15 protein-coding genes are annotated in these 21,444 nt (G+C 60.0%); 14 read left to right on the top strand and 1 reads right to left on the bottom strand.

Going from position 1 to position 21,444, the window contains the following annotated elements:
* Positions 1 to 84: 84 nt before the first annotated feature.
* On the bottom strand, positions 85 to 2,487 hold the full coding sequence (gene ppk1 / locus AAAV44_RS02470) for a polyphosphate kinase 1 (protein ID WP_349114397.1): 2,403 nt from the start codon (positions 2,485 to 2,487) through the stop codon (positions 85 to 87).
* A 555-nt stretch (positions 2,488 to 3,042) separates the two neighbouring features.
* Here ppk1 and arcA (AAAV44_RS02475) point away from each other — a divergent pair.
* From arcA (AAAV44_RS02475) to murF, 14 genes are all read left to right on the top strand, one after another.
* Entirely contained in the window at positions 3,043 to 4,284 is a 1,242-nt protein-coding gene (arcA, locus tag AAAV44_RS02475; RefSeq protein ID WP_349088903.1) for an arginine deiminase, read from the top strand.
* A gap of 149 nt (positions 4,285 to 4,433) precedes the next feature.
* Entirely contained in the window at positions 4,434 to 5,558 is a 1,125-nt protein-coding gene (locus AAAV44_RS02480) for an aminotransferase (protein WP_349114399.1), read from the top strand.
* 574 nt (positions 5,559 to 6,132) lie between these two features.
* Positions 6,133 to 7,374: an arginine deiminase gene (gene arcA, locus AAAV44_RS02485; protein WP_349088903.1), complete on the top strand. Its 1,242-nt coding sequence runs from the start codon at positions 6,133 to 6,135 to the stop codon at positions 7,372 to 7,374.
* Between the two features lie 105 nt (positions 7,375 to 7,479).
* A complete protein-coding gene (argF, locus tag AAAV44_RS02490) occupies positions 7,480 to 8,475 on the top strand; it encodes an ornithine carbamoyltransferase (RefSeq protein ID WP_006234279.1) in 996 nt (331 codons plus the stop codon).
* A gap of 147 nt (positions 8,476 to 8,622) precedes the next feature.
* Positions 8,623 to 10,101: a YfcC family protein gene (locus tag AAAV44_RS02495; RefSeq protein WP_148332921.1), complete on the top strand. Its 1,479-nt coding sequence runs from the start codon at positions 8,623 to 8,625 to the stop codon at positions 10,099 to 10,101.
* A 604-nt stretch (positions 10,102 to 10,705) separates the two neighbouring features.
* Positions 10,706 to 12,187: a DUF1846 domain-containing protein gene (locus AAAV44_RS02500; RefSeq protein ID WP_006234276.1), complete on the top strand. Its 1,482-nt coding sequence runs from the start codon at positions 10,706 to 10,708 to the stop codon at positions 12,185 to 12,187.
* Positions 12,188 to 12,443: 256 nt separating this feature from the next.
* On the top strand, positions 12,444 to 12,782 hold the full coding sequence (locus AAAV44_RS02505) for a hypothetical protein (protein WP_040358312.1): 339 nt from the start codon (positions 12,444 to 12,446) through the stop codon (positions 12,780 to 12,782).
* Between the two features lie 178 nt (positions 12,783 to 12,960).
* A complete protein-coding gene (locus AAAV44_RS02510) occupies positions 12,961 to 14,622 on the top strand; it encodes a CTP synthase (protein WP_055286060.1) in 1,662 nt (553 codons plus the stop codon).
* A 2-nt stretch (positions 14,623 to 14,624) separates the two neighbouring features.
* A complete protein-coding gene (xerD, locus tag AAAV44_RS02515) occupies positions 14,625 to 15,566 on the top strand; it encodes a site-specific tyrosine recombinase XerD (RefSeq protein WP_349114400.1) in 942 nt (313 codons plus the stop codon).
* 460 nt (positions 15,567 to 16,026) lie between these two features.
* The gene (locus tag AAAV44_RS02520) at positions 16,027 to 16,461 is read left to right on the top strand and encodes a division/cell wall cluster transcriptional repressor MraZ (RefSeq protein ID WP_006234269.1); all 435 of its coding nucleotides are present in this window, start codon (positions 16,027 to 16,029) and stop codon (positions 16,459 to 16,461) included.
* Between the two features lie 20 nt (positions 16,462 to 16,481).
* A complete protein-coding gene (gene rsmH / locus AAAV44_RS02525) occupies positions 16,482 to 17,447 on the top strand; it encodes a 16S rRNA (cytosine(1402)-N(4))-methyltransferase RsmH (RefSeq protein ID WP_006234266.1) in 966 nt (321 codons plus the stop codon).
* 90 nt (positions 17,448 to 17,537) lie between these two features.
* Positions 17,538 to 18,008, top strand: coding sequence for a hypothetical protein (locus tag AAAV44_RS02530; protein ID WP_022094483.1), 471 nt, complete (start codon positions 17,538 to 17,540; stop codon positions 18,006 to 18,008).
* Positions 18,009 to 18,268: 260 nt separating this feature from the next.
* The gene (locus tag AAAV44_RS02535; RefSeq protein ID WP_349114401.1) at positions 18,269 to 19,891 is read left to right on the top strand and encodes a penicillin-binding protein 2; all 1,623 of its coding nucleotides are present in this window, start codon (positions 18,269 to 18,271) and stop codon (positions 19,889 to 19,891) included.
* Between the two features lie 126 nt (positions 19,892 to 20,017).
* Complete coding sequence (gene murF / locus AAAV44_RS02540; RefSeq protein ID WP_349114403.1) at positions 20,018 to 21,442, top strand: UDP-N-acetylmuramoyl-tripeptide--D-alanyl-D-alanine ligase; 1,425 nt, start codon at positions 20,018 to 20,020, stop codon at positions 21,440 to 21,442.
* Positions 21,443 to 21,444: the final 2 nt, after the last annotated feature.

Genomic DNA, 21,444 nt, shown 5'->3' on the forward strand with positions numbered 1-21,444 from the left:
GCACCATGGTAGCAGGGAAAAGCGCCCCGCATCCGAGGCTTTCCTCAAATGCGGGGCGCTTCTACAAACTGCTTCTACAAACGACTATTTCGTCTTGCCGGTAATGAGCGTCTTAAGACCCAGGCCGATCAGACCCAGGCCCATGCGCACGCGGCCGGGGCGATGGCGCTCGATGGCCTTGGTCTTGCCGGCGGGCTTATCGCGACGGGCGCTCGTCTCGGGCGCGGGCTTGGTGACCTGCGGATCTGGCTGAGGTGCAGGTGCAGGCTCGGGCTCAATGACGGTCGCCTGGACCTCTTGGACCTTGGGTGCTACTGGCTGCGGCTCGGCCTCGGGGGCAGGTTCCGCCTCAATGACGGGCTCGGGCGCGGCCTCGGCGTTGCGATAGGCACGCTCCAGCAGGGCTTCCTGCGAGTTGAAGGGTTTCTCACCCCCTGCACGCTCCACGGGGACCCAGGTGCCGTCGCTCGTGAGGCTGCGGGCCTTCACGTTGTCGCGCAGCTGCATGCCCATGTACTCGTGCACTAGGGCGCGGCAGGTGGGGTCGAGCACGGGGAAGGCAATCTCCACGCGGTGCTCGGTGTTGCGCGTCATCATGTCTGCCGAGCTCAGGTAAATCATGTCCGAGTCCACGCCGAAAGCATAGACGCGCGCGTGCTCCAAAAAGCGTCCGACGATGGAGCGGACATGCACGTTCTCGGTCTTGCCCGGAACACCGGGCTTGAGGCACGAGATGCCGCGGATGATCATGTCTACGCGCACGCCGGCACACGATGCCTCGGCGATCTTGTCGATAACCTCGCGGTCGGTCAGCGAGTTGAGCTTAAAGAACACGCGGGCGGGCTCGCCGGCAAGGGCGCGCTGGATCTCGCGGTCAAGCCCGCGCATGATGAGCGGTTTCAGTCCGACGGGCGCCACACCCAGGAAGCGGTAGTCGCCGCGCAGGTTGCCCAGCGACAGATTGCGGAAGAACAGGTTGGCGTCCTCGCCGATGCCGGGATGGGCTGTCATGAGCATAAAGTCGCTGTAGAGTTTGGCCGTCTTCTCGTTAAAGTTGCCGGTGCCCAAAAGCGTGAGGCGCGTTAGCGCCATGCCCTCGCGATAAGTGAGCTGGCAGATCTTTGAGTGGCATTTAAAGCCCTCGGAACCATAGATGACGGTGCAGCCGGCCTCTTCCAGGCGCTCGGCCCACTCGATGTTGTTCTGCTCGTCAAAGCGGGCACGAAGTTCCATGAGCACCGTGACCTCTTTGCCGTTCTCGGCAGCATCGATCAGCGACTCGCACAGGCGGCTCTGCTTGGCCACGCGGTAGAGCGTGATGCGCAGCGAGATGCACTCGGGGTCGTAGGCGGCCTCGTGCACCAGATCCAGGAAGGGGTTCATGGCCTCGTAGGGATAAAAGAGCAGCTTGTCGTGCTGCAGCACCTGCTCGCGGATGGAGCGGGTCATGTCGATGGTGGGATTGGGCTGCGGCCTAAACGGCGTAAAGAGCAGCTCGTTGCGCAGGTGCTCGGGAATCTTGCCCTCAATGCCAAAGACGTAGCCCAGGTCGAGCGGGATATCGCAGGTAAAGACAGAGCGGCGCGAAAGCTCGAGCGCCTTGCGGATGGTCTTGAGCGTTGCCTTCTCGAGCGACCCCGAGACCGCGAGCACTACCGGCTGCAGACGCAGGCGCTTCTTGAGGATGCGCTTCATGTGCTGGCGGTAGTCCTCTTCCTCTTCGACGCCCTCGCCGTCCGGATCGATGTCGGCGTTGCGGGTGACGCGGATCAGCGCACGATCCAGCGGCTTATAGGAGCCAAAGCAGCTGTCCAGGCAGGCGAGGATGACGTCCTCGAGCAAGATGTAGGAGTAGGTGCCGGTGGGCGAGGGGATCTCGACCACGCGGTTCATCGAGGCGGGAATCTCGATAAGGCCCAGCAGGCTCTCCTCGTCGGTGGCGCCGTCCAGACCACAGGCCAGATAGAGCGCGCCATTGCGTAGGTTGGGGAAGGGGTGGCGAGGATCGATGACCAGCGGCGAGATGACCGGCGACACGTAGGCCTGGAAGTAGCGGGTTACAAAGGTGCGCTCCTCGGGCGTAAGCGAATCGATGCGGGCGCGGTGAACGCCCAAGGTGTCGAGCTTGCCCTCGATGCTCTTAAAGATGGACTCCCAACGGGTAAGGAGCCCGGGCATTTCGGCCATGACAGCATCGACCTGTTCGGAGGCGGTCATATTGCTCTTGTTGTCGACAGGTTGCTTTTTGAGCTCTGCCAGATCGGACAGGCCGCCCACGCGCACCATGAGAAACTCGTCGAGGTTAGACTCGAAAATCGACACGAACTTTAGACGCTCGAACAGCGGAACGGTCTCATCGAAGGCTTCGTCAAGCACACGGTTGTCAAAGCGTAGCCAGCTGAGCTCTCGGTTCTGCGTGTACGAGAAGTCGCGAGGCGGTTTGCGCAGCTTTGCGGCGGCTTGCTTTTTTTCGATTTTGCTCGGCATATGCATCTGTCCGTTCAGTCCCCGCAGGGGACGGTAGCCTAACCCTATTCACTATTGTCTCAATTTAGTCGACTTGTGGCACGGACGTATTGTGCGAACGGTATCTTTACCTACTTCTTACGCTGACAAGTCATAGGACTGACGCCCTGCTCGTCTGCAAGCGGTCTATATCCTCACTCAACTGGTACGTAAGTGTGAATAAGAATGATGGATAGCTGAATATCATTGAATGCAGGCGGAAACGTAAACAAACATCATTTATATACATAAAACCGATTTAGCTATGCAATTCTGAATCAAAAGTTTAGAGATGCAATTGCAAATAGTTTTTAGGAAAAAAGAGCGTTTACCTTAGAAAAGTTACTTTAGAACGCCGAAGTACATTATGGGGGAATCTCATGCGATATACCGTTCATCGCACTTTGTTGACCGTTCGGTGGCGAGGTGGAATTGCGGGTGGAATTTGGATATAACTAGAGCTGTCAGCAAGCAGCGTCCGCTATGGAAGGGCGCTGAGAGATTCGGCCGAAAGGCCCGAAAGAAAGGTAGGAGGCCATGACGAAAGGTCTGCACGTGCCTTCCGAGATCGGCAAGCTCAGGAAGGTCTGCCTGCACCGTCCCGGCGACGAGCTCCTCAACCTGCCGCCCGACGAGCTCGAGCGACTCCTGTTCGACGACGTCCCGTTCCTGGAGGTCGCGCAGCAGGAGCACGACACCTTCGCCCAGATCCTGAGGGACCAGGGCGTGGAGGTCCTCTATCTCGAGAACCTCGTCGCCGAGGTGTTCGACCAGGTCCCCGGCGCCCGCGCCGAGTTCACCGACCAGTACATCGCCGAGGCAGGCATCCGCGGCCAGCACATGCCGCAGATCGTCCGCGAGAAGCTGGACTCCATCGAGGACAACCTCGAGTTCGTCAAGAAGACCATGGCCGGCATGACCAAGTCCGAGATCGACATGCCCCTCACGGCGTCCACGACCCTCGACTCCCTGGTCAACTCCGAGTCCGAGTCCGACCTGATCATCGACCCGATGCCCAACCTCTACTTCACCCGCGACCCGTTCGCGGTCATCGGCGAGGGCGTCAACCTCAACCGCATGTACTCGGTCACCCGCAACCGCGAGACCCTGTACGGCAAGTACGTCTTCAAGTACCACCCCGACTACAAGGACGTCTCGCTGTACTTCCGCCGCGACTGCCAGTTCCACACCGAGGGCGGCGACGTGCTGAACATCAACGAGAAGACCCTCGCCGTCGGCATCTCCCAGCGCACCCAGGCCGCCGCGATCGACGTCATGGCCCAGAACATCTTCTGGAACTCCGACTCCAAGGTCGAGCGCATCCTGGCCTTCGATATCCCGGTCTCGCGCGCCTTCATGCACCTCGACACGGTCTTCACCCAGATCGACGTCGATAAGTTCACGATCCACCCCGCCATCATGGGCACCCTGCGCGTCTACGAGCTGACCGCCGGCAAGAACCCGGGCGACGTGAACATCCGCCTGATCGAGGACACCCTCGAGCACGTCCTGGAGGACGCCACCGGCGTCGACCAGGTCAAGCTGATCCCCTGCGGCGGCGGCGACCCGATCGCGGCCTCCCGCGAGCAGTGGAACGACGGCTCCAACACCCTGTGCGTCGAGCCCGGCAAGATCTGCGTCTACGCCCGCAACACCGTCACCAACGACGTGCTGTACAAGGAGGGCCTGGACCTTCTCGTCGTGCCCTCCGCCGAGCTCTCCCGCGGCCGCGGCGGCCCGCGCTGCATGAGCATGCCCTTCTGGCGCGAGGACCTCTAGGGTCTTCAAGGACCCGTACAGGTCATAATACATACATCTAGCTGCCATTAGATGTCTCCCATTGGGGCGGTGCGGGTTTTCGCACCGCCCCAATCTTGTATGAGGAACGTCAACACGATTGGATGACTGCTTTTGTAAGGAGCTTGGCCATGGACATCAAGACGATTGGCGTTGAGGAATGGCTCAACGTTTGGGAGAAAAGTGCCACGTGGGACATCGCCCAGTCGACGATCTCGTCGCTCACCATGGGCGAGCTGCGCGCGCTCGATGAACAGGACGGCGCCACGTTCTACGAGCGCCTGGACCGCGAGAAGATGAACTACGGCTGGATCGAGGGCTCGCCGGAGTTTAAGGCCGAGGTTGCCAAGCTGTATCGTCGGGAGGTCAATCCCGATCACATTCTGCAGACCAATGGCTGCACGGGCGCTAACCCCAACGCCATCATGGCTGTGGTCGAGCCCGGCGACGATGTTATCGCCGAGTGGCCCACCTACGCGCCGCTCTACGAGATTCCGCGCACGCTGGGCGCCGAGGTCGAGTATTGGGAGCTTCGCGAGGAGCTCGGCTGGAAGCCCGATATCGAGGGACTCAAGCGCTTGGTGCGCCCCAACACCAAGCTCATCTGCATCAACAACGCATCGAACCCCATCGGTACGGTACTCGATGCCGATATGCTCGGCCAGATTGCCGAGATCGCCCGTTCGGTGGGCGCCTACGTGCTGTGCGACGAGGTGTATCTGCCGCTCGAAAACACTGAGTCCTTTATGTCGATGGTCGACGTGTACGAGAGTGCCGTTGTCACCAACTCGTTGTCGAAGACCTATTCGACGCCTGCGGCCCGCGTGGGCTGGGTCGTGGCAGACGAAGAGGTGTCCAACCGCATCCGTACCTATCGCGATTACACCATGATCTGCGGCGGCGTGTTCAACGATGCCCTGGCGACCTATGTGCTTGAGCACAAGGACAAGATCCTTGAGCGCAATCGCAAGATCGTGTTTGGCAACCGCGATATCGCGCAGGCTTGGATCGATACGCAGCATCGCGTTTCCTGGACGGCCCCGCAGGGCGTGTCTACCTCGTTTATCCAGCTGGATATTCCCGAGGACGACGAGGAGTTCTGCAAGCGCCTGCTGTCCGAGAGGGGAGTGCTGCTGGTACCCGGCAGCCGCTTTGAGCTTCCCTGTGGCGCACGCCTGGGCTACTGCGCGAGCGAGGACGTTCTGCGTGAGGGCCTGAGGCTTTTGGGCGAGGCGCTGGCGGAGTTTGATCGCTAGGATTCCGGTGATCTTCGAAGGCCTTATCTAAATTGGCCGAAGATAATCGAAAATGGACCCGTTTCCCTAGGGGAAGCGGGTCCATTTTTCTATACCGAGAAGTCAAGTTGTTACAAATGGAGCCGTAAAGCGAGTCGGTATCCGCTGGGCCTTATACTGAGTTTCCGGTGAACGGTATCAAGCGTTTGGTAAACGGTAATTTATTTACCAGAAATGAATAGGACAAACTTTTTTCTGAATAAAATTGAAAATGGTTGAGACACGGTATGAACCGCTACTTCTATTCATAGCTTTATTGTAAATATGCAATTTAAGGATAGTTTAGCAAAGTTTAGTTCCATTTGATTTCAGGATTGAAAACGCGTTTAAGCACGTAAATACGCTTTATTAAGATGAAGTGTGCCATGCGTGAAGTATATGTGTATGCCGTTCACCCCCTATAAAAAACCGTTCGGGGGCAAGGTGGAAGTATGAGCTGATTTTGGATATAAATATGTCGTCAGCAATAACGCCTCACACGGAGGGGCGCTAACGAATCGGCCCTGACAAGGGCCCGAAAGAAAGGTAGGAGGCCATGACGAAAGGTCTGCACGTGCCTTCCGAGATCGGCAAGCTCAGGAAGGTCTGCCTGCACCGTCCCGGCGACGAGCTCCTCAACCTGCCGCCCGACGAGCTCGAGCGACTCCTGTTCGACGACGTCCCGTTCCTGGAGGTCGCGCAGCAGGAGCACGACACCTTCGCCCAGATCCTGAGGGACCAGGGCGTGGAGGTCCTCTATCTCGAGAACCTCGTCGCCGAGGTGTTCGACCAGGTCCCCGGCGCCCGCGCCGAGTTCACCGACCAGTACATCGCCGAGGCAGGCATCCGCGGCCAGCACATGCCGCAGATCGTCCGCGAGAAGCTGGACTCCATCGAGGACAACCTCGAGTTCGTCAAGAAGACCATGGCCGGCATGACCAAGTCCGAGATCGACATGCCCCTCACGGCGTCCACGACCCTCGACTCCCTGGTCAACTCCGAGTCCGAGTCCGACCTGATCATCGACCCGATGCCCAACCTCTACTTCACCCGCGACCCGTTCGCGGTCATCGGCGAGGGCGTCAACCTCAACCGCATGTACTCGGTCACCCGCAACCGCGAGACCCTGTACGGCAAGTACGTCTTCAAGTACCACCCCGACTACAAGGACGTCTCGCTGTACTTCCGCCGCGACTGCCAGTTCCACACCGAGGGCGGCGACGTGCTGAACATCAACGAGAAGACCCTCGCCGTCGGCATCTCCCAGCGCACCCAGGCCGCCGCGATCGACGTCATGGCCCAGAACATCTTCTGGAACTCCGACTCCAAGGTCGAGCGCATCCTGGCCTTCGATATCCCGGTCTCGCGCGCCTTCATGCACCTCGACACGGTCTTCACCCAGATCGACGTCGATAAGTTCACGATCCACCCCGCCATCATGGGCACCCTGCGCGTCTACGAGCTGACCGCCGGCAAGAACCCGGGCGACGTGAACATCCGCCTGATCGAGGACACCCTCGAGCACGTCCTGGAGGACGCCACCGGCGTCGACCAGGTCAAGCTGATCCCCTGCGGCGGCGGCGACCCGATCGCGGCCTCCCGCGAGCAGTGGAACGACGGCTCCAACACCCTGTGCGTCGAGCCCGGCAAGATCTGCGTCTACGCCCGCAACACCGTCACCAACGACGTGCTGTACAAGGAGGGCCTGGACCTTCTCGTCGTGCCCTCCGCCGAGCTCTCCCGCGGCCGCGGCGGCCCGCGCTGCATGAGCATGCCCTTCTGGCGCGAGGACCTCTAAGTCTTTCCGTTTCCGGTGCGGTCCCCCTACAGCCGCACCGGCTTCGCCCGTTAAACGGGCAACACTGATACTTACGTAATTCATTTCTTCGAAAGGAATCGAACCATGGGTGTTAACCTCTCCGGCCGTAGCTTCCTCAAGCTTCTCGACCTCACCACCGAGGAGATCGAGTACCTGCTCAAGCTCTCCAAGAACTTCAAGGATATGAAGCGCGCTGGCGTTCCGCATCGCTATCTCGAGGGTAAGAACATCGTTCTGCTCTTCCAGAAGACCTCCACTCGTACCCGCTGCGCCTTCGAGGTCGGCGGCATGGATCTGGGTATGGGCGTGACCTACCTCGATCCGGGTTCGTCGCAGATGGGCAAGAAGGAGTCCATCGAGGACACCGCCCGCGTTCTCGGCCGCATGTATGACGGCATCGAGTTCCGTGGCTTTGCCCAGGACGACGTCGAGGAGCTCGCTGCTAAGTCCGGCGTGCCCGTGTGGAACGGCCTGACCACCGAGTGGCACCCCACCCAGATGCTCGCCGACATCCTGACCGTCCAGGAGAACTTCAACTACGACATCAAGGGCAAGACCCTCGTCTTCATGGGCGACTGCAAGAACAATGTCGCTCGCTCCCTCATGGTCGTCTGCTCCAAGCTCGGCATGAACTTCGTGGCCTGCGGCCCCGAGGAGTGCATGCCCGCTGACGACGTCATCGAGGCCTGCAAGCCCATCGCCGAGGCTAACGGCTGCACCATCAAGCTGACCACCGACGTCAAGGACGGCGTCACCGGTGCCGACGTTATCTACACCGACGTGTGGGTCTCCATGGGCGAGCCCGACGAGGTCTGGGCCGAGCGCATCGCTCAGCTCACCCCGTATCGTGTTACCTCCGAGGTCATGGCTATGGCCAACCCGGGTGCTATCTTCCTGCACTGCCTGCCCAGCTTCCACGACACCAACACCACCATTGGCGCCGAGAAGTGCGAGCAGTTCGGCATCACCGAGCAGGAGGTCACCGACGAGGTCTTCGAGAGCCCCGCTTCCAAGGTCTTCGACGAGGCCGAGAACCGCATGCACACCATTAAGGCTGTCATGTACGCCACGCTCAAGTAAGAGCATCTAGCATCTCGCTCGGGGTGTATTGCTGCACACCCCGAGCGGTTTTATCTGGTAATAATCTCGCATCAAGCGGCAGGCACGGCACGGAAGAGCCGCTTCTGGCGAGATCAGTAAATTATTTATGAAGGGGGGATGAGAACTATGACTGAGACCGCTAAGAAAAAGCGCGGTATGCCTTCATCGTTCACCATTCTTCTTGCTCTGCTGGCAATTGTCGCAGTGATTACCGTTATCGTCTCCGGCACGTCCGGCGGCGCGGTTACTGCCGCCCGTCTGAGCGATTTCTGCACCGCCCCGATTAAGGGCTTCGCTGACGCTCTGCCCGTCTGCCTCTTCGTTATGATCCTGGGCGGCTTCCTCGGCATGATGACCGAGACCGGCGCTCTGGACAACGGCATCGCCGTTCTGGTGCAGAAGCTTAAGGGCAACGAGATTATGCTCATTCCCGTGCTGATGCTCATCTTCTCCCTCGGTGGTACCACCTATGGTATGTGCGAGGAGACCGTTCCCTTCTACGCCCTGCTCGCCGCTACCATGATGGCTGCTGGTTTCGACCCCATGGTCGGTGCCGCTACCGTCCTGCTCGGCGCTGGCTGCGGCTGCCTGGGCTCCACGGTTAACCCGTTCGCCGTCGGCGCTGCCGTCGACGCTCTGACCGGCGTTGGCATTGAGGTCAACCAGTCCATCATCATCGGCCTCGGTGCCGTCCTGTGGATTGTCACTACCGCTATGTCCATCTTCTTCGTGATGAGCTACGCCAAGAAGGTCAAGGCTGACAAGGGTTCCACCATCCTGTCGATGCAGGAGCTCAAGGACGCCGAAGAGGCTCACGGCAAGGCTGCTTCCGAGGTCCACAAGGAGGTCAAGCTCACCGGTCGTCAGAAGGGTGTTCTGATCGCCTTCGCCTTCACCTTCGTCGTCATGATCGTCGGCTTCATTCCGCTGGCCGACCTCAACGAGGGCGTCGCCAACTTCTTCGACGCTGGCGCTGTCTACGACGCCGACGGTAACGCCGTCGTCCAGGGCTGGTCTGCCCTGATCACCGGCCTGCCCATTGGCCAGTGGTACTTCGACGAGGCTTCCACCTGGTTCTTCCTCATGGCCGTCCTGATCGGTATCATCGGTGGCCTGTCCGAGAAGCAGATCGTTAACACCTTCATCACCGGCGCTGCCGACATGATGTCCGTTGTTCTCGTCATCGCCCTCGCCCGTGGTATCTCCGTCCTCATGGCTAACACCGGCCTCGATGTCTTCGTCCTCGACGCTGCCGCCAATGCCCTGGCTGGCCTGTCCGGCGTGATCTTCGCTCCCATGAGCTTCCTGGTCTACTTCGGCCTGTCCTTCCTGATCCCCTCGACCTCCGGTATGGCCACCGTCTCCATGCCCATCATGGGACCGTTGGCTGTTAAGCTCGGCTTCTCGCCTGAGGTCATGGTCATGATCTTCTCCGCCGCCATCGGTGTCGTGAACCTTTTCACCCCGACCTCCGGCGCCATCATGGGCGGTCTCGCCCTGGCCAAGATCGAGTGGACGACCTGGCTCAAGTTTGCCCTTAAGCTCATCGTCGCGCTCTCTGTCGTCTGCGCCATCATCCTGACCGTCGCCTGCGTGTTGATCTAAGTACCCAACGGGTACCCCACGGAAACCTTGACGATCCTGTAGAGGATCACCTGGTCATCGTCTGTCCGGTGGGGTAAACCCACCGGTAGACTCCTACCTTTAGCCCCCTTCCGTTCCGTGCGCGGGAGGGGGCGACTTTTTGTTCCGCGGTTTTACCAAACCGCGGAACCGGTCGACGCTACGCGCCGTCCAGAACGACAATTTGTCATTCAAAAGGCAAGGCATGACCAAAAGGTCTATGCCTCGCCTTTTTCATGCCAACTTGTACGTTCTGGACGGCGCTCGCTGTCCGTCCTCTGCCTGCGGCGCTTTCCATTGTTGGTGCAGAGGGCGCTTTGCCTACTCTGGCGGGCTTTCGCTGGCTTATGCTCAACCTGCGACGTTTCCATTATTGATACAAAGGCCAGGTTTGTTTGCGCCAAAAAGGGAAGTTGCGGTGGAATAGTTCCTGTTTGGCCGTCTGGAGGGGTTAAACGGGAACTATTTCACCGCAACTTATCGATGGCGTGTTTGGTTGGTGCCTGTTGATGGTCTGGGTATCGGGGAGGGCGGGCTCCGTTATAATCGCCTAGAACATTAAATGGAAACGGGACGGGAGCCATATATGCGCCAGGGTTTCGACAACGCGAAGTATATCGAGCTGCAGGCTGCTCACATTAAGGAGCGCATCTCGCAGTTTGGTGGCAAGCTCTATTTGGAGTTTGGCGGTAAGCTGTTCGATGACTATCATGCGAGCCGCGTGCTGCCGGGTTTTGAACCGGACAGCAAGTTCCGCATGCTCAAGAGCATCGCCGACGATGTCGAGGTTATCATCGCGATCAACGCGAACCACATCGAGAAAAACAAGGCTCGTGGTGACCTCGGCATTACCTATGACGAGGATGTGCTGCGCCTGGTTGACCTGTTCCGCGGCAACGGCTTTGCTGTCGCGGCTGTGGTCATCACCCAGTACGCCGGCCAGCCTGCTGCCGATGTGTTCCGCAACCGCCTGAACGCGCTCGGTATTCCCGCCAAGCTGCACTATCCCATCGAGGGGTATCCGCACGATGTCGATCTGATCGTGTCCGACGATGGCTACGGCAAGAATGAGTTTGTCGAGACCACCCGACCGCTCGTCGTGGTCACTGCCCCCGGTCCTGGCTCGGGCAAGCTTGCCACCTGCCTGTCTCAGCTCTATCACGAGCACAAGCATGGCACGGCCGCCGGCTATGCCAAGTTCGAGACCTTCCCGGTCTGGAACCTTCCCCTCACGCATCCGGTCAACATCGCCTACGAGGCGGCCACGGCGGACCTCGACGATGCCAATATCATCGACTCCTTCCACCTTGAGGCCTATAACAAGACCACGGTCAACTACAACCGCGACGTCGAGGCCTTCCCGGTGGTCCGTGCTCTGATGGAAAAGATCCTGGGCAAGAGCCCCTACCAGAGTCCTACGGACATGGGCGTCAATATGGTCGGCTTTGCCATCACCGATGACGATGCCTGCCGCGACGCTTCCAAGATGGAGATCGTCCGCCGCTACTTTACCGCGGTCGAAAATGTGCGCCGTACCGGCGTGGGCGATGAGCAAGTCGACCGTCTCAAGATCATTATGAAGAAAGCCGGCATCGATAAGAACTACTCACCGGCGCGCTCGGCGGCCCTCACCAGGGAGCAGCTGACGGGTGGTCCCGTGGGTGCCATGGTTATGCCCGATGGCTCCGTGGTGACCGGCAAGACTTCCACGCGCCTGGGCGCTGCGAGCTCGCTCATCATGAATGCACTTAAGCATGTCTCGGGCGTCGACCTTGAGCTCGAGGTCATTAGCGATGAAGCGATCGAGCCCATCAGCAAGCTCAAGACGCATTTCCTGGGCAGTAAAAACCCGCGCCTCCACACCGACGAGACGCTTATGGCGCTGTCGATCACCTCGGCCACGAGTGAGACGGCCGCTCGCGTCCTTTCGGGCCTGGAGCAGCTGCGCGGTTGCGATGCCTTCTTTAGCGTGATTATCTCGCCGACGGACGAGACGGTACTGCGCAAACTGGGTATCAACGTGTGCTGCGAGCCCAAGTTTGAGCGCCGCGGTTTCTTCCATCGCTAAGTTTGAAGCACCGCGGTAATTGCATTGCATTTTGGCCGTATCGGGTTAGCGCCCGGTACGGCTTTTTGATCAATAAAGCGCCTATTTCGGCGAAAAATAGCTGTTTACCTGCCTAGAAACAATTTGAGCGGTATACAATAACCGTAACTGTTTCATCCTTAGCGGGATGCCGCATGATGGATATTACCTGCCATCGTGAGGTGTGTCGGTCGCGCACGGCGCGTTAGATGCTCGTGCTCGGTTTGAGGAGGCTGCTATGGCGGGCAAGGGTCGTGCGAGTGTCAACGATATGAAGCGTGTCGAGGTGCTGGTGTTGATGGAGATCGACCAGCAAACCGAAGACAATGGCGGGCCGTATGGTTTCTCGCGCAAAACGCTTGCCGAGCGCGTGGGGGTTTCGCCGTATCGTGCCCGCGCCGCAATCGATCGCTTGGATTCCGAAGGCATGATTGATGTCGTCTCGCGTTATAGCGACGACGGCGGTCAGCTTGCAAATGGCATTTGCCTCACCGAACGTGGCGAGTGGTATCTTGAGGGCGTCCGTACCGGCATGCTCGTTCAAGAAATGCTTGAGGATGAGGTTGCTGATCGATAGCAGCATGTAACCCTTGCCATAGCGACGCCGCCTGGGAAACCGGGCGGCGTTTTGTTTCAAGATTGAGAAATGCAATCGCACGCGAGAAAAATTGCGAACGGTCCGCGGCGCGAGTATTACAATGAAGACCCGTAAGATGTGGATAAACAACTTCTACGGGAAGCGCAGGTAACTCAATATGACCAAGCATGTGTTCGTAACCGGTGGCGTGGTTTCGTCCCTGGGCAAGGGTATCACCGCGGCCTCGCTGGGCCGTCTGCTCAAGTCGCGTGGCTACAAAGTAACGATGCAGAAGGCCGATCCGTATCTGAACGTCGACCCCGGTACCATGAGCCCCTTCCAGCATGGTGAGGTCTTCGTTACCGAGGATGGTTACGAGTCCGACCTGGACCTGGGTCATTACGAGCGCTTTATTGATGAGAACCTGACCCGCGATTCCAACTTTACGACCGGCGCCATCTATAAGAGCTTGATCGCCCGCGAGCGTCGCGGCGACTTTTTGGGCGGTACCGTGCAGGTGATTCCTCACGTCACCAATGCCATTAAGGACAAGTTCCGCCGCATCGAGGAGCAGACCGGCTCCGATGTAGTCATCACCGAGCTGGGCGGCACGATCGGCGACATCGAGTCCCAACCGTTTGTCGAGGCCATCCGTCAGTACCGCAAGGAGGCCGGCCCCGAGAACGTCTGCTACATCCACGTGTCGCTCGTTCCCTATATCGCCGCCGCCCACGAGGTCAAGACCAAGCCCACGCAGCATTCCGTCAAGGAGCTCCGCAGCTTTGGCATCCAGCCCGATATCATCGTGCTGCGCTCCGACCACCATATCGATGACGCTATCCGCGGAAAGATCGCAAGCTTCTGCGACGTCGACACCGATTGTGTCTTTACCAACGAGGACTGCGCGAGCATTTACGATGTTCCGCAGCTGCTTGCCGAGCAGGACTTTGACCTGCGCATTTGCGAGCGCCTGGGTCTGGACCCGCGTGAGCGCGACATGAGCGAGTGGAATGAGTTCCTGCGCAAACAGAATCACGCCAACCATCACGCCGACAAGGTGAAGATCGCCGTCGTGGGCAAGTACACGCAGCTGCCCGATGCGTACCTGTCGGTTATCGAGGCCCTGCACCATGCGGGCGTCTTCTACGATCGCCATGTGGACGTCCAGCTGGTCGACGGCGAGAGCCTCGACGAGCAGAATGTCTCCGAGGTTCTGGGCGACGCCTCGGGCATCCTGGTCCCCGGCGGCTTTGGCAAGCGCGCCCTGGAGGGCAAGATCCTCGCGGCCGAGTTTGCCCGTGAGCACAAGATTCCGTATCTGGGCATTTGCCTGGGTATGCAGGTGGCCGTGTGCGAGTTCGCCCGCAACGTCGTCGGCCTTGCCGGCGCCAGCTCCTCCGAGTTCGATCCGGACGGCCCGTTTAGCGTCATCGATCTGATGAGCTCGCAGGAGGACGTGACCGAGAAGGGCGGCACCATGCGCCTGGGCGCCTATCCGTGCAAGCTCGCCGCCGATACCCTTGCTCGCGAGGCATATGGCGAGGAGCTCGTCTACGAGCGTCACCGTCATCGCTTTGAGTTCAACAACGCCTTCCGTGACCAGCTCGAGGACGCCGGCTTGGTTATCTCGGGTCTGTCGCCCGACGAGCGCCTGGTCGAGATGGTCGAGCTGCCGCGCGACGTGCATCCGTGGTATGTGGCAACCCAGGCTCATCCCGAGTTCAAGAGCCGCCCGACCAACCCGCAGCCGCTGTTCCGCGAGTTCGTGCGCGCTTCGATCGGCCAGCACGAGGGTGTCGACCGTCTGCAGGTGACGCCCATGAACCTCGCTACGGACTAAGGGTGCCGGCGAATAAGGAACATACCAAAGCTACTCCCTCGTTGCTCGCCGTGGCGGCGGGGGAGTATCTCGATTACCTCGCGGTCGAGCGGGGTTTGGCGCGCAACACGATTGCGGCCTATCGTCGTGACCTGACGACGTACTGCGCCTATCTGGAGCGGGCGGGTATTGTGTCTTTTGAAGAGGTGACCCGTCGGGTCGTGGAGGGCTTTGTCGCCGACCGTCGCGATGGGGGCTATTCCGATGCCTCGGTGGAGCGTGCGCTTGCGGCCGTGAAGGGCCTGCATGCCTTTTTGGTGCGCGATGGGGCTGTGGCCCAAAATCCAACGGCGGCGTTGCGCCTGCCTAAAAAGGCTGAGCGTTTGCCGGAGTATCTATCGGTGGAGGATGTCTCGGCGCTGCTCGATCAAGACTTCCCCGAGGGCGAGATGGGCTTGCGCGACCATGCCATCTTGGAAGTGCTCTACGGATGCGGTTTGCGTGTGAGCGAGTTGGTGGGGCTCGATGTGGGCGATATCCATATCGACGATGGTTTTGTGCTCGTTCGCGGTAAGGGCTCAAAGGAACGCCTGTCCCCGCTGGTGGGAAGCGCGGCGCGAGCTCTGGCGCTCTATGTAACTGAGGGGCGTTCTCGCTTGGCGGCCCATGCCCGCGGAACCGAGACCTCGGCGGTCTTTTTAAATAAGAACGGCCGCCGTCTGTCGCGCCAGGGCATCCATGCCATCTGTGAGCGCTACGGGCGCCAGGTGGGGCTGGTGGGACTCCATCCCCATACGCTGCGTCACTCCTTTGCCACCCATATGCTTGCGGGCGGCGCAGACCTCCGTGTGCTACAGGAGATCTTGGGACATGCCGATATATCGACCACGCAGGTCTACACGCATGTCGATCGTACGCAACTGACCGAGGTCTATCTGGCGGCGCACCCGCTGGCGCATCGTTAACTCATCGCTGACCTGCAAATTTATAGGTATTTGGGGACGGGCCCCAGATTGCCGAGACGCACTTTTGCGCGCATGGGCAATCTGGGGCCCGTCCCATTTTTCGCCAGACACCGACGCGGTGGTGGGCCGTGTGTGTCGTGGGTGGGGGAGTTTGGGGGCGATGTGAACGGCGTGTAAAGGGACGTAAAAATCGCCTCAAGGTCAACTTGAAGGTTGAGGTTCGCGGGCGTGGTTCTACAGGTGGCATCACGCCTTTGCTGCAAACACAACATATTGTGTTTTCGAACATATGCTCGGGGGTGTTTTGCAATATATGGCGAGTGGAGTGGTGGGGCGGGGTGGGGGAAGGGGTGGGGAAAGGTGTTGAAAAATGGGGCGGTTCCCCATATTATTGATGACGTCGACAGGCGGGGTGGTTCCCCGCGTACGTGCCATCTGAGTAACCGAGGGGAGGGCGCACATGGGAATGACTGGTGCATACGAGCGCAATCTCGATGCAAAAGGTCGTCTGTCCCTGCCTGCACCCCTTCGCGAGGAGCTTGGAGAGCACGTTCGCGTGTTCAAAGCCCTGGATGTCGATGCTCTGTACGTGTTCTCTGCCGAGGCCTTCGATAAGTGGGTCGAAGGACTCTTCGCGGGTCGTGAGGGCCACGAGGGTTTTAACCCGCGTGACATTAATGACCAGAAGCTCATGAGGGCGATCAACAAGCGCACCACGTCGATGGACGTGGACAGCGCCGGTCGTATCGGTCTTTCCGAGTCTCTCCGCAAGCAGGCGAACCTCGACCGCGAGGTCACGGTTGTGGGCAACTACGACCACCTTGAGGTTTGGGATCGCGCCGCGGCCGATGAGGACGATGACGATGAGGCCCTGCTGGACCTCTTCTTCTCGTAAGGGCAAGGCACGGGTAACGGATGGAGCGTGGGATCTTGACACAAGAATATCGGCATGAACCTGTCATGCTCGGCGAAGTGCTTGAGTCGCTGCGGCTAAAGAGCGGCTCCGTTGTCTGCGATTGCACCCTTGGCGGTGCCGGCCATTCGGTAAAGATGGCCGCGCAGGTGGGGGAGACGGGCCTTTTGCTCGGCGTCGATCAGGACGACATGGCCCTCGAGGCCGCTGGCGCCCGTCTGGACCGCGAGGTTCCCGGCGTTCCGCACCAGCTGCTGAAGGGCAACTTCGGCGACTTGGACGAGCTTCTTTGCTCGGCCGAGGTGCCCGGGGTCGATGGCTTCCTGTTCGATTTGGGCGTTTCGTCACCGCAACTCGATATCCCTGGCAGGGGCTTTTCGTATAACGAGGACGCCCCATTGGACATGCGGATGGATCCGGGTAATAACACCTTAAACGCAGCTGAGGTCATCAACACCTATAACGAACACGACCTCGCCCGGATTCTACGCGTCTACGGCGAAGAGAAGTTCGCCTCGCAGATCGCGCGCGAGATCGTGCGCCGCCGCGAGCAAGAACCGATCGAAACCACCGGCCAATTTGTCGAGATCATCAAGGCGGGTATCCCGGCTGCCGCTCGTCGGCATGGCGGACACCCGGCCAAGAAAAGTTTCCAGGCCATTCGCATCGAGGTCAATCACGAGCTCGATGTGCTCGAACGAGGGCTTGATGCCGCCACCAGGTGGCTCAACCCGGGCGGACGTATCTGCGTCATCTCGTATCACTCGCTCGAGGACCGTATCGTAAAGAACCACTTTAAGGAGATGAGCCAGGGGTGCACGTGTCCGCCGGAGATTCCGGTGTGCGTGTGCGGCAACGTGCCGATACTCAAGGTCATCACCCGCAAACCCTTGGTTGCCCAGCCTGATGAGGTTGAGCGCAACCCTCGGGCGAGATCAGCCAAAATCCGCGTGGCGCAGCGTCTGTAGGCGCGACCGCGCGATATTGGACCTCCCGCTCGCACCATAAACGAAGCTTAAACACACTACCAACGTACTCGGGATGGGAGGCGGCATATCATGGGCTACAACACTTCAAGCGCAGCACTCGCCTATGATATGAACGCCATGCCCGCCTATCGTGAGACGCCGCAGGCCCCCGTTGCTCCCCGTGAGCAGCGCACGCCGCGCTTTGATGTCTACACGGGCGCGGGCCGTCAGGCAAACCAGGCGGTAAGCCCGGTTTTCATGAGCGTTCTTAAAACGTTTTGCATCATTGCGGCTATCTTCATGACGATCGGCGTCGCCCGCGTGGCGCTCGCCGGCGTTACGGCCCAGGTGCTCAACAGCAACGCCGAGCTTACCAACACGCTCGAAAAAGCGACCGATGAGAGCTCCGACCTGGAGGTCATGCATTCGGTCTATGGCGCCGACACGCGCATTCGCGACCTTGCGGGCGCTTATGGCATGGTGGAGCCCAGCGAGAGCGTTACACTTGACTTTTCGCAGGATGCAGCCGCGGGCGCCAACGCGACCGCGACCGCTCAGTAGCAAGACGGTAGCTGAGTATGACAAATGACTATCGCCGCGGTTCCGATGGGGGCCGCGGTTCTGGACGTCCCTCGTCGCGGGGACGTTCTGGTTATCAAGGAACGGGTCGGCAATCTTACAACGCCGGGCAGTCCCGTGGCAACGACCCGGCGTCGCGACTTCGCGGCTCGGGCGGCCCTCAAGTGCATAACACCAGGTCGCGCAAGAGTTCGTCGACCGAATGGCTCACAGGCGCGCCTCTGCCTCGCCGCAAAGCTGTCATGGGCTTCATCGGGCTTGGTTTGGGCTTGGGCGTCTTTCGCCTTGCCGACTATCAAATTGTCGAAGCCGATAAACTGCGCGAGCGTGCCGATGCGCGCCGCCTGCTTGCGCAGACCCTCTATGCCAAACGTGGCACCGTCTACGACCGCAATGGTAACGTGCTGGCGTCGTCGGTCGAATGTCGCAACATCGCCGTGAACCCGCAGCTTGTCGAGGATGTCGACAAGACGGTGTCGGCGCTGGTCAAGGCAACTGGAATCGATAAAAAGACCTGCCGCAAACTCGTTGAGTCCGATGGCACCTGGGTGTATATCAAGCGCCAGGTGGACGAAGACGATGCTACGGCGCTGGAGAAGAAGAACCTGCCCGGCGTGCTTTTTGAGCAGGCCATGAAGCGCGTATATCCATACGGCAATCTGGCATCGCAGGTGCTGGGTGTAGTGAATGTGGACAACGACGGCTTGACGGGTCTCGAAAAGCAATACAACAAGCTTCTGACAGGCACGAACGGTTCTCTCGTACGCGAGCGCGCGAGGGACGGCAGCTATATCGCGGGCGGTGCCTATAAAAAGGTGGCTGCGGTCGACGGCGTTGATATCGTGACGACGCTCGACGTCAATATCCAGCGTGCGGCCGAGGATGCCCTGGCAGAGGCAGTTGAGAAGACTAAGGCCAAGAACGGCTCGGCGCTGGTCACCGATCCTACGACAGGCGAGATCTTGGCAGCCTGCTCGTACCCGACCTACGACCAGACCGATCTGGAAAACGCCAAGACCGAGGATATGAATCTGCGCCTGGTCACCGACGCCTACGAGCCCGGCTCGGTCTTTAAGACGCTCGTGGCGGGCGCCGGCTTCGACTTGGGCGTCGTGCGATCGAGTACGTCGTTTGAGGTGCCGGCGAGCATCAAGGTGGGCGACGATACCGTCACCGATGCCGACAAGCGCGACTATGCCATGACCATGGATGTGCGCGAGATGATGCGCCGTTCGTCCAACGTGGGCTTTGTCCTGGTGGGGCGCAAGATCGGTGCCGACGACTTTGCCGCCTATGTGGACAAGTGGGGCATCGGTCACAGCTCGGGTGTCGATTTTCCGGGAGAGAGCCTGGGTATCGTCAAGGAGCGTGACCAGTATGACGGCGCCACGCTGGGCTCGATGAGCTTTGGACAGGCACTGTCCGTCTCGCCGATTGAGATCGCACGTGCCGTGGGCGGCATCGCCAACGGCGGCGTGATGATGACACCGCACTTCTATAAGTCCAGCAAAGGCGACGAGAAGGACTGGGGTGAAGGCGAGCGCGCGATTTCGGAGGACGCCGCATCCCAGGTGACATCGTGCATGCAGACGGTCGTGTCCGAAGGAACGGGCGTTGGCGGCGCGGTTGACGGCTATGACGTGGCGGGTAAGACCGGTACGGCCGAACGTGCCGACGAGAACGGCGGCTACCTCAAGGAGAACTACATGTCGTCCTTTATGGGCTTTGCACCGGCACAATCGCCCAAGGTACTGTGCTATATCACGCTCGACGGAACGCCGAGCGGCTCAGATGCCGCTGCGGTGCCGTTCCAGTCCATTATGGCCAACGCGCTCGACGTGCTGGGTATCCCGCACACGAAGTAGGGGGTTACAATCTTTGGGGCGTTGTTTGTTGTCCCATATGAGGGTGTTCACATGCCCTGCACCACGCATGTGCGGCGCTGGGATACAATACGCCGATAGCATTATTAGGTTTACAGGGGAGCTGCAATGATAGAGATCGCCGTCAACAACCTCGCGGCCGCAACAGGGGCCCGAACCGTGACGGGAGAAGCCGATCGGGTATGCCGCGGGTGCGTTATCGACTCGCGCCAGGTCGAGGAAGGGACGATTTTCGTCGCCTTTCCCGGTGAAAACGTCGACGGCAATGATTTTGCTTCCCGTGCCGTCCAGTCGGGTGCCGGCGCCGTCGTGATGACGCGTGAGCCCGAGGCTGAGCTGGTCTCGCTGGCGCAGGACAAGGGGTGCGCCATCCTGCTGACCGATGATTCCGAGGAGTTTCTGCTGCGTTTGGCGCACACGTATCGCCTGGAGCTTGGCTGCCTGGTCGTTGGCATTACCGGTTCCATCGGCAAGACGACGACCAAGGACGTGCTCGCCGCCGTGCTCGCCAAGCGCTATCGTGTCTGGGCCACCAAGGGCAATTTCAATAACCTGATCGGCATGCCGCTCACGGTGCTTTCCGCTCCGGCCGATACCGAGGTCCTGGTGCTCGAGATGGGCATGAACCATTTCCACGAGATTGAGCGCCTGTCCCAGTCCGCCAATCCCAACCTTGCCATCGTAAGCAAGATTGGTACCTCTCACATCGGCATTTTGGGCAGCCGCGAGAACATCGCCCGCGCTAAGGCCGAGATTGTCCAGGGTATGTGCGCCGCCGGCGACTTCTTGCCGCTGCTGGTTTTGGGCGGTGAGGACGACTTTACGCCGTTCATTCGCGATACGTTCGCCCAGCCTGCTGGTATCGATGTGATGCTGGCCGGCGTCTCGGACGATGATGAGGTCCGTGCCCGCGACATTCGTGTTGATGACGAGGGACGTCCGGTCTTTACGCTCGATTTTGGCCAGGGTGAGACGATCGATACCATGCTTGCCATCCCCGGCGTGCAGTCCGTTCCTAATGCCGTTAAGGCCGCCGCGGTTTCCTATCGCCTGGGCGTGACGCCCGAGCAGATCGATGCTGCCTTTAGGGGCCTCACGATCACCGGTCACCGCCAGGAGATCAAGCGCGCCAAGAGCGGTGCCCGCGTCATCGACGATTCCTATAACGCCAGTGCCGAATCCATGGCTGCTGGCCTCGATCTACTGTGCTCGCTTTCGTGCACGGGGTCTCGCATGGCGATCCTGGGCGAGATGGGCGAGATGGGCGATGAGGCTCCTCGCATGCATGAGCTCGTGGGCGCCTACGCGGCCGCCAAGAAGCTCGACATGCTGGCGTGCGTGGGTGGTGAGCTGGCCCAGCTTATGGCCGATGCCGCGCGCATGATGGGCATGGACGAGGACCGCATCCAGGTGTTCTCCGATTATCAGCAGGTGCTCGACCGCATGGGCGGCGCGCTTGAAAAACATGATGTTGTACTGGTCAAGGGTTCCCGCTTTGTTGAGCTCGACCGCTTTGTGGAAGGTGTGTGCTAGCC

It is taken from the genome of Collinsella sp. CLA-AP-H1 (genome assembly GCF_040092945.1).
GTDB lineage: Bacteria > Actinomycetota > Coriobacteriia > Coriobacteriales > Coriobacteriaceae > Collinsella.

Excerpts from the sequence above, each read along its gene's own strand:
- ppk1 (WP_349114397.1), bottom strand. The coding sequence starts at position 2,487 with ATGCCGAGCAAAATCGAAAAAAAGCAAGCCGCCGCAAAGCTGCGCAAA.
- arcA (WP_349088903.1), top strand. The coding sequence starts at position 3,043 with ATGACGAAAGGTCTGCACGTGCCTTCCGAGATCGGCAAGCTCAGGAAG.
- AAAV44_RS02480 (WP_349114399.1), top strand. The coding sequence starts at position 4,434 with ATGGACATCAAGACGATTGGCGTTGAGGAATGGCTCAACGTTTGGGAG.
- arcA (WP_349088903.1), top strand. The coding sequence starts at position 6,133 with ATGACGAAAGGTCTGCACGTGCCTTCCGAGATCGGCAAGCTCAGGAAG.
- argF (WP_006234279.1), top strand. The coding sequence starts at position 7,480 with ATGGGTGTTAACCTCTCCGGCCGTAGCTTCCTCAAGCTTCTCGACCTC.
- AAAV44_RS02495 (WP_148332921.1), top strand. The coding sequence starts at position 8,623 with ATGACTGAGACCGCTAAGAAAAAGCGCGGTATGCCTTCATCGTTCACC.
- AAAV44_RS02500 (WP_006234276.1), top strand. The coding sequence starts at position 10,706 with ATGCGCCAGGGTTTCGACAACGCGAAGTATATCGAGCTGCAGGCTGCT.
- AAAV44_RS02505 (WP_040358312.1), top strand. The coding sequence starts at position 12,444 with ATGGCGGGCAAGGGTCGTGCGAGTGTCAACGATATGAAGCGTGTCGAG.
- AAAV44_RS02510 (WP_055286060.1), top strand. The coding sequence starts at position 12,961 with ATGACCAAGCATGTGTTCGTAACCGGTGGCGTGGTTTCGTCCCTGGGC.
- AAAV44_RS02520 (WP_006234269.1), top strand. The coding sequence starts at position 16,027 with ATGGGAATGACTGGTGCATACGAGCGCAATCTCGATGCAAAAGGTCGT.
- rsmH (WP_006234266.1), top strand. The coding sequence starts at position 16,482 with ATGGAGCGTGGGATCTTGACACAAGAATATCGGCATGAACCTGTCATG.
- AAAV44_RS02530 (WP_022094483.1), top strand. The coding sequence starts at position 17,538 with ATGGGCTACAACACTTCAAGCGCAGCACTCGCCTATGATATGAACGCC.
- AAAV44_RS02535 (WP_349114401.1), top strand. The coding sequence starts at position 18,269 with ATGGGCTTCATCGGGCTTGGTTTGGGCTTGGGCGTCTTTCGCCTTGCC.
- murF (WP_349114403.1), top strand. The coding sequence starts at position 20,018 with ATGATAGAGATCGCCGTCAACAACCTCGCGGCCGCAACAGGGGCCCGA.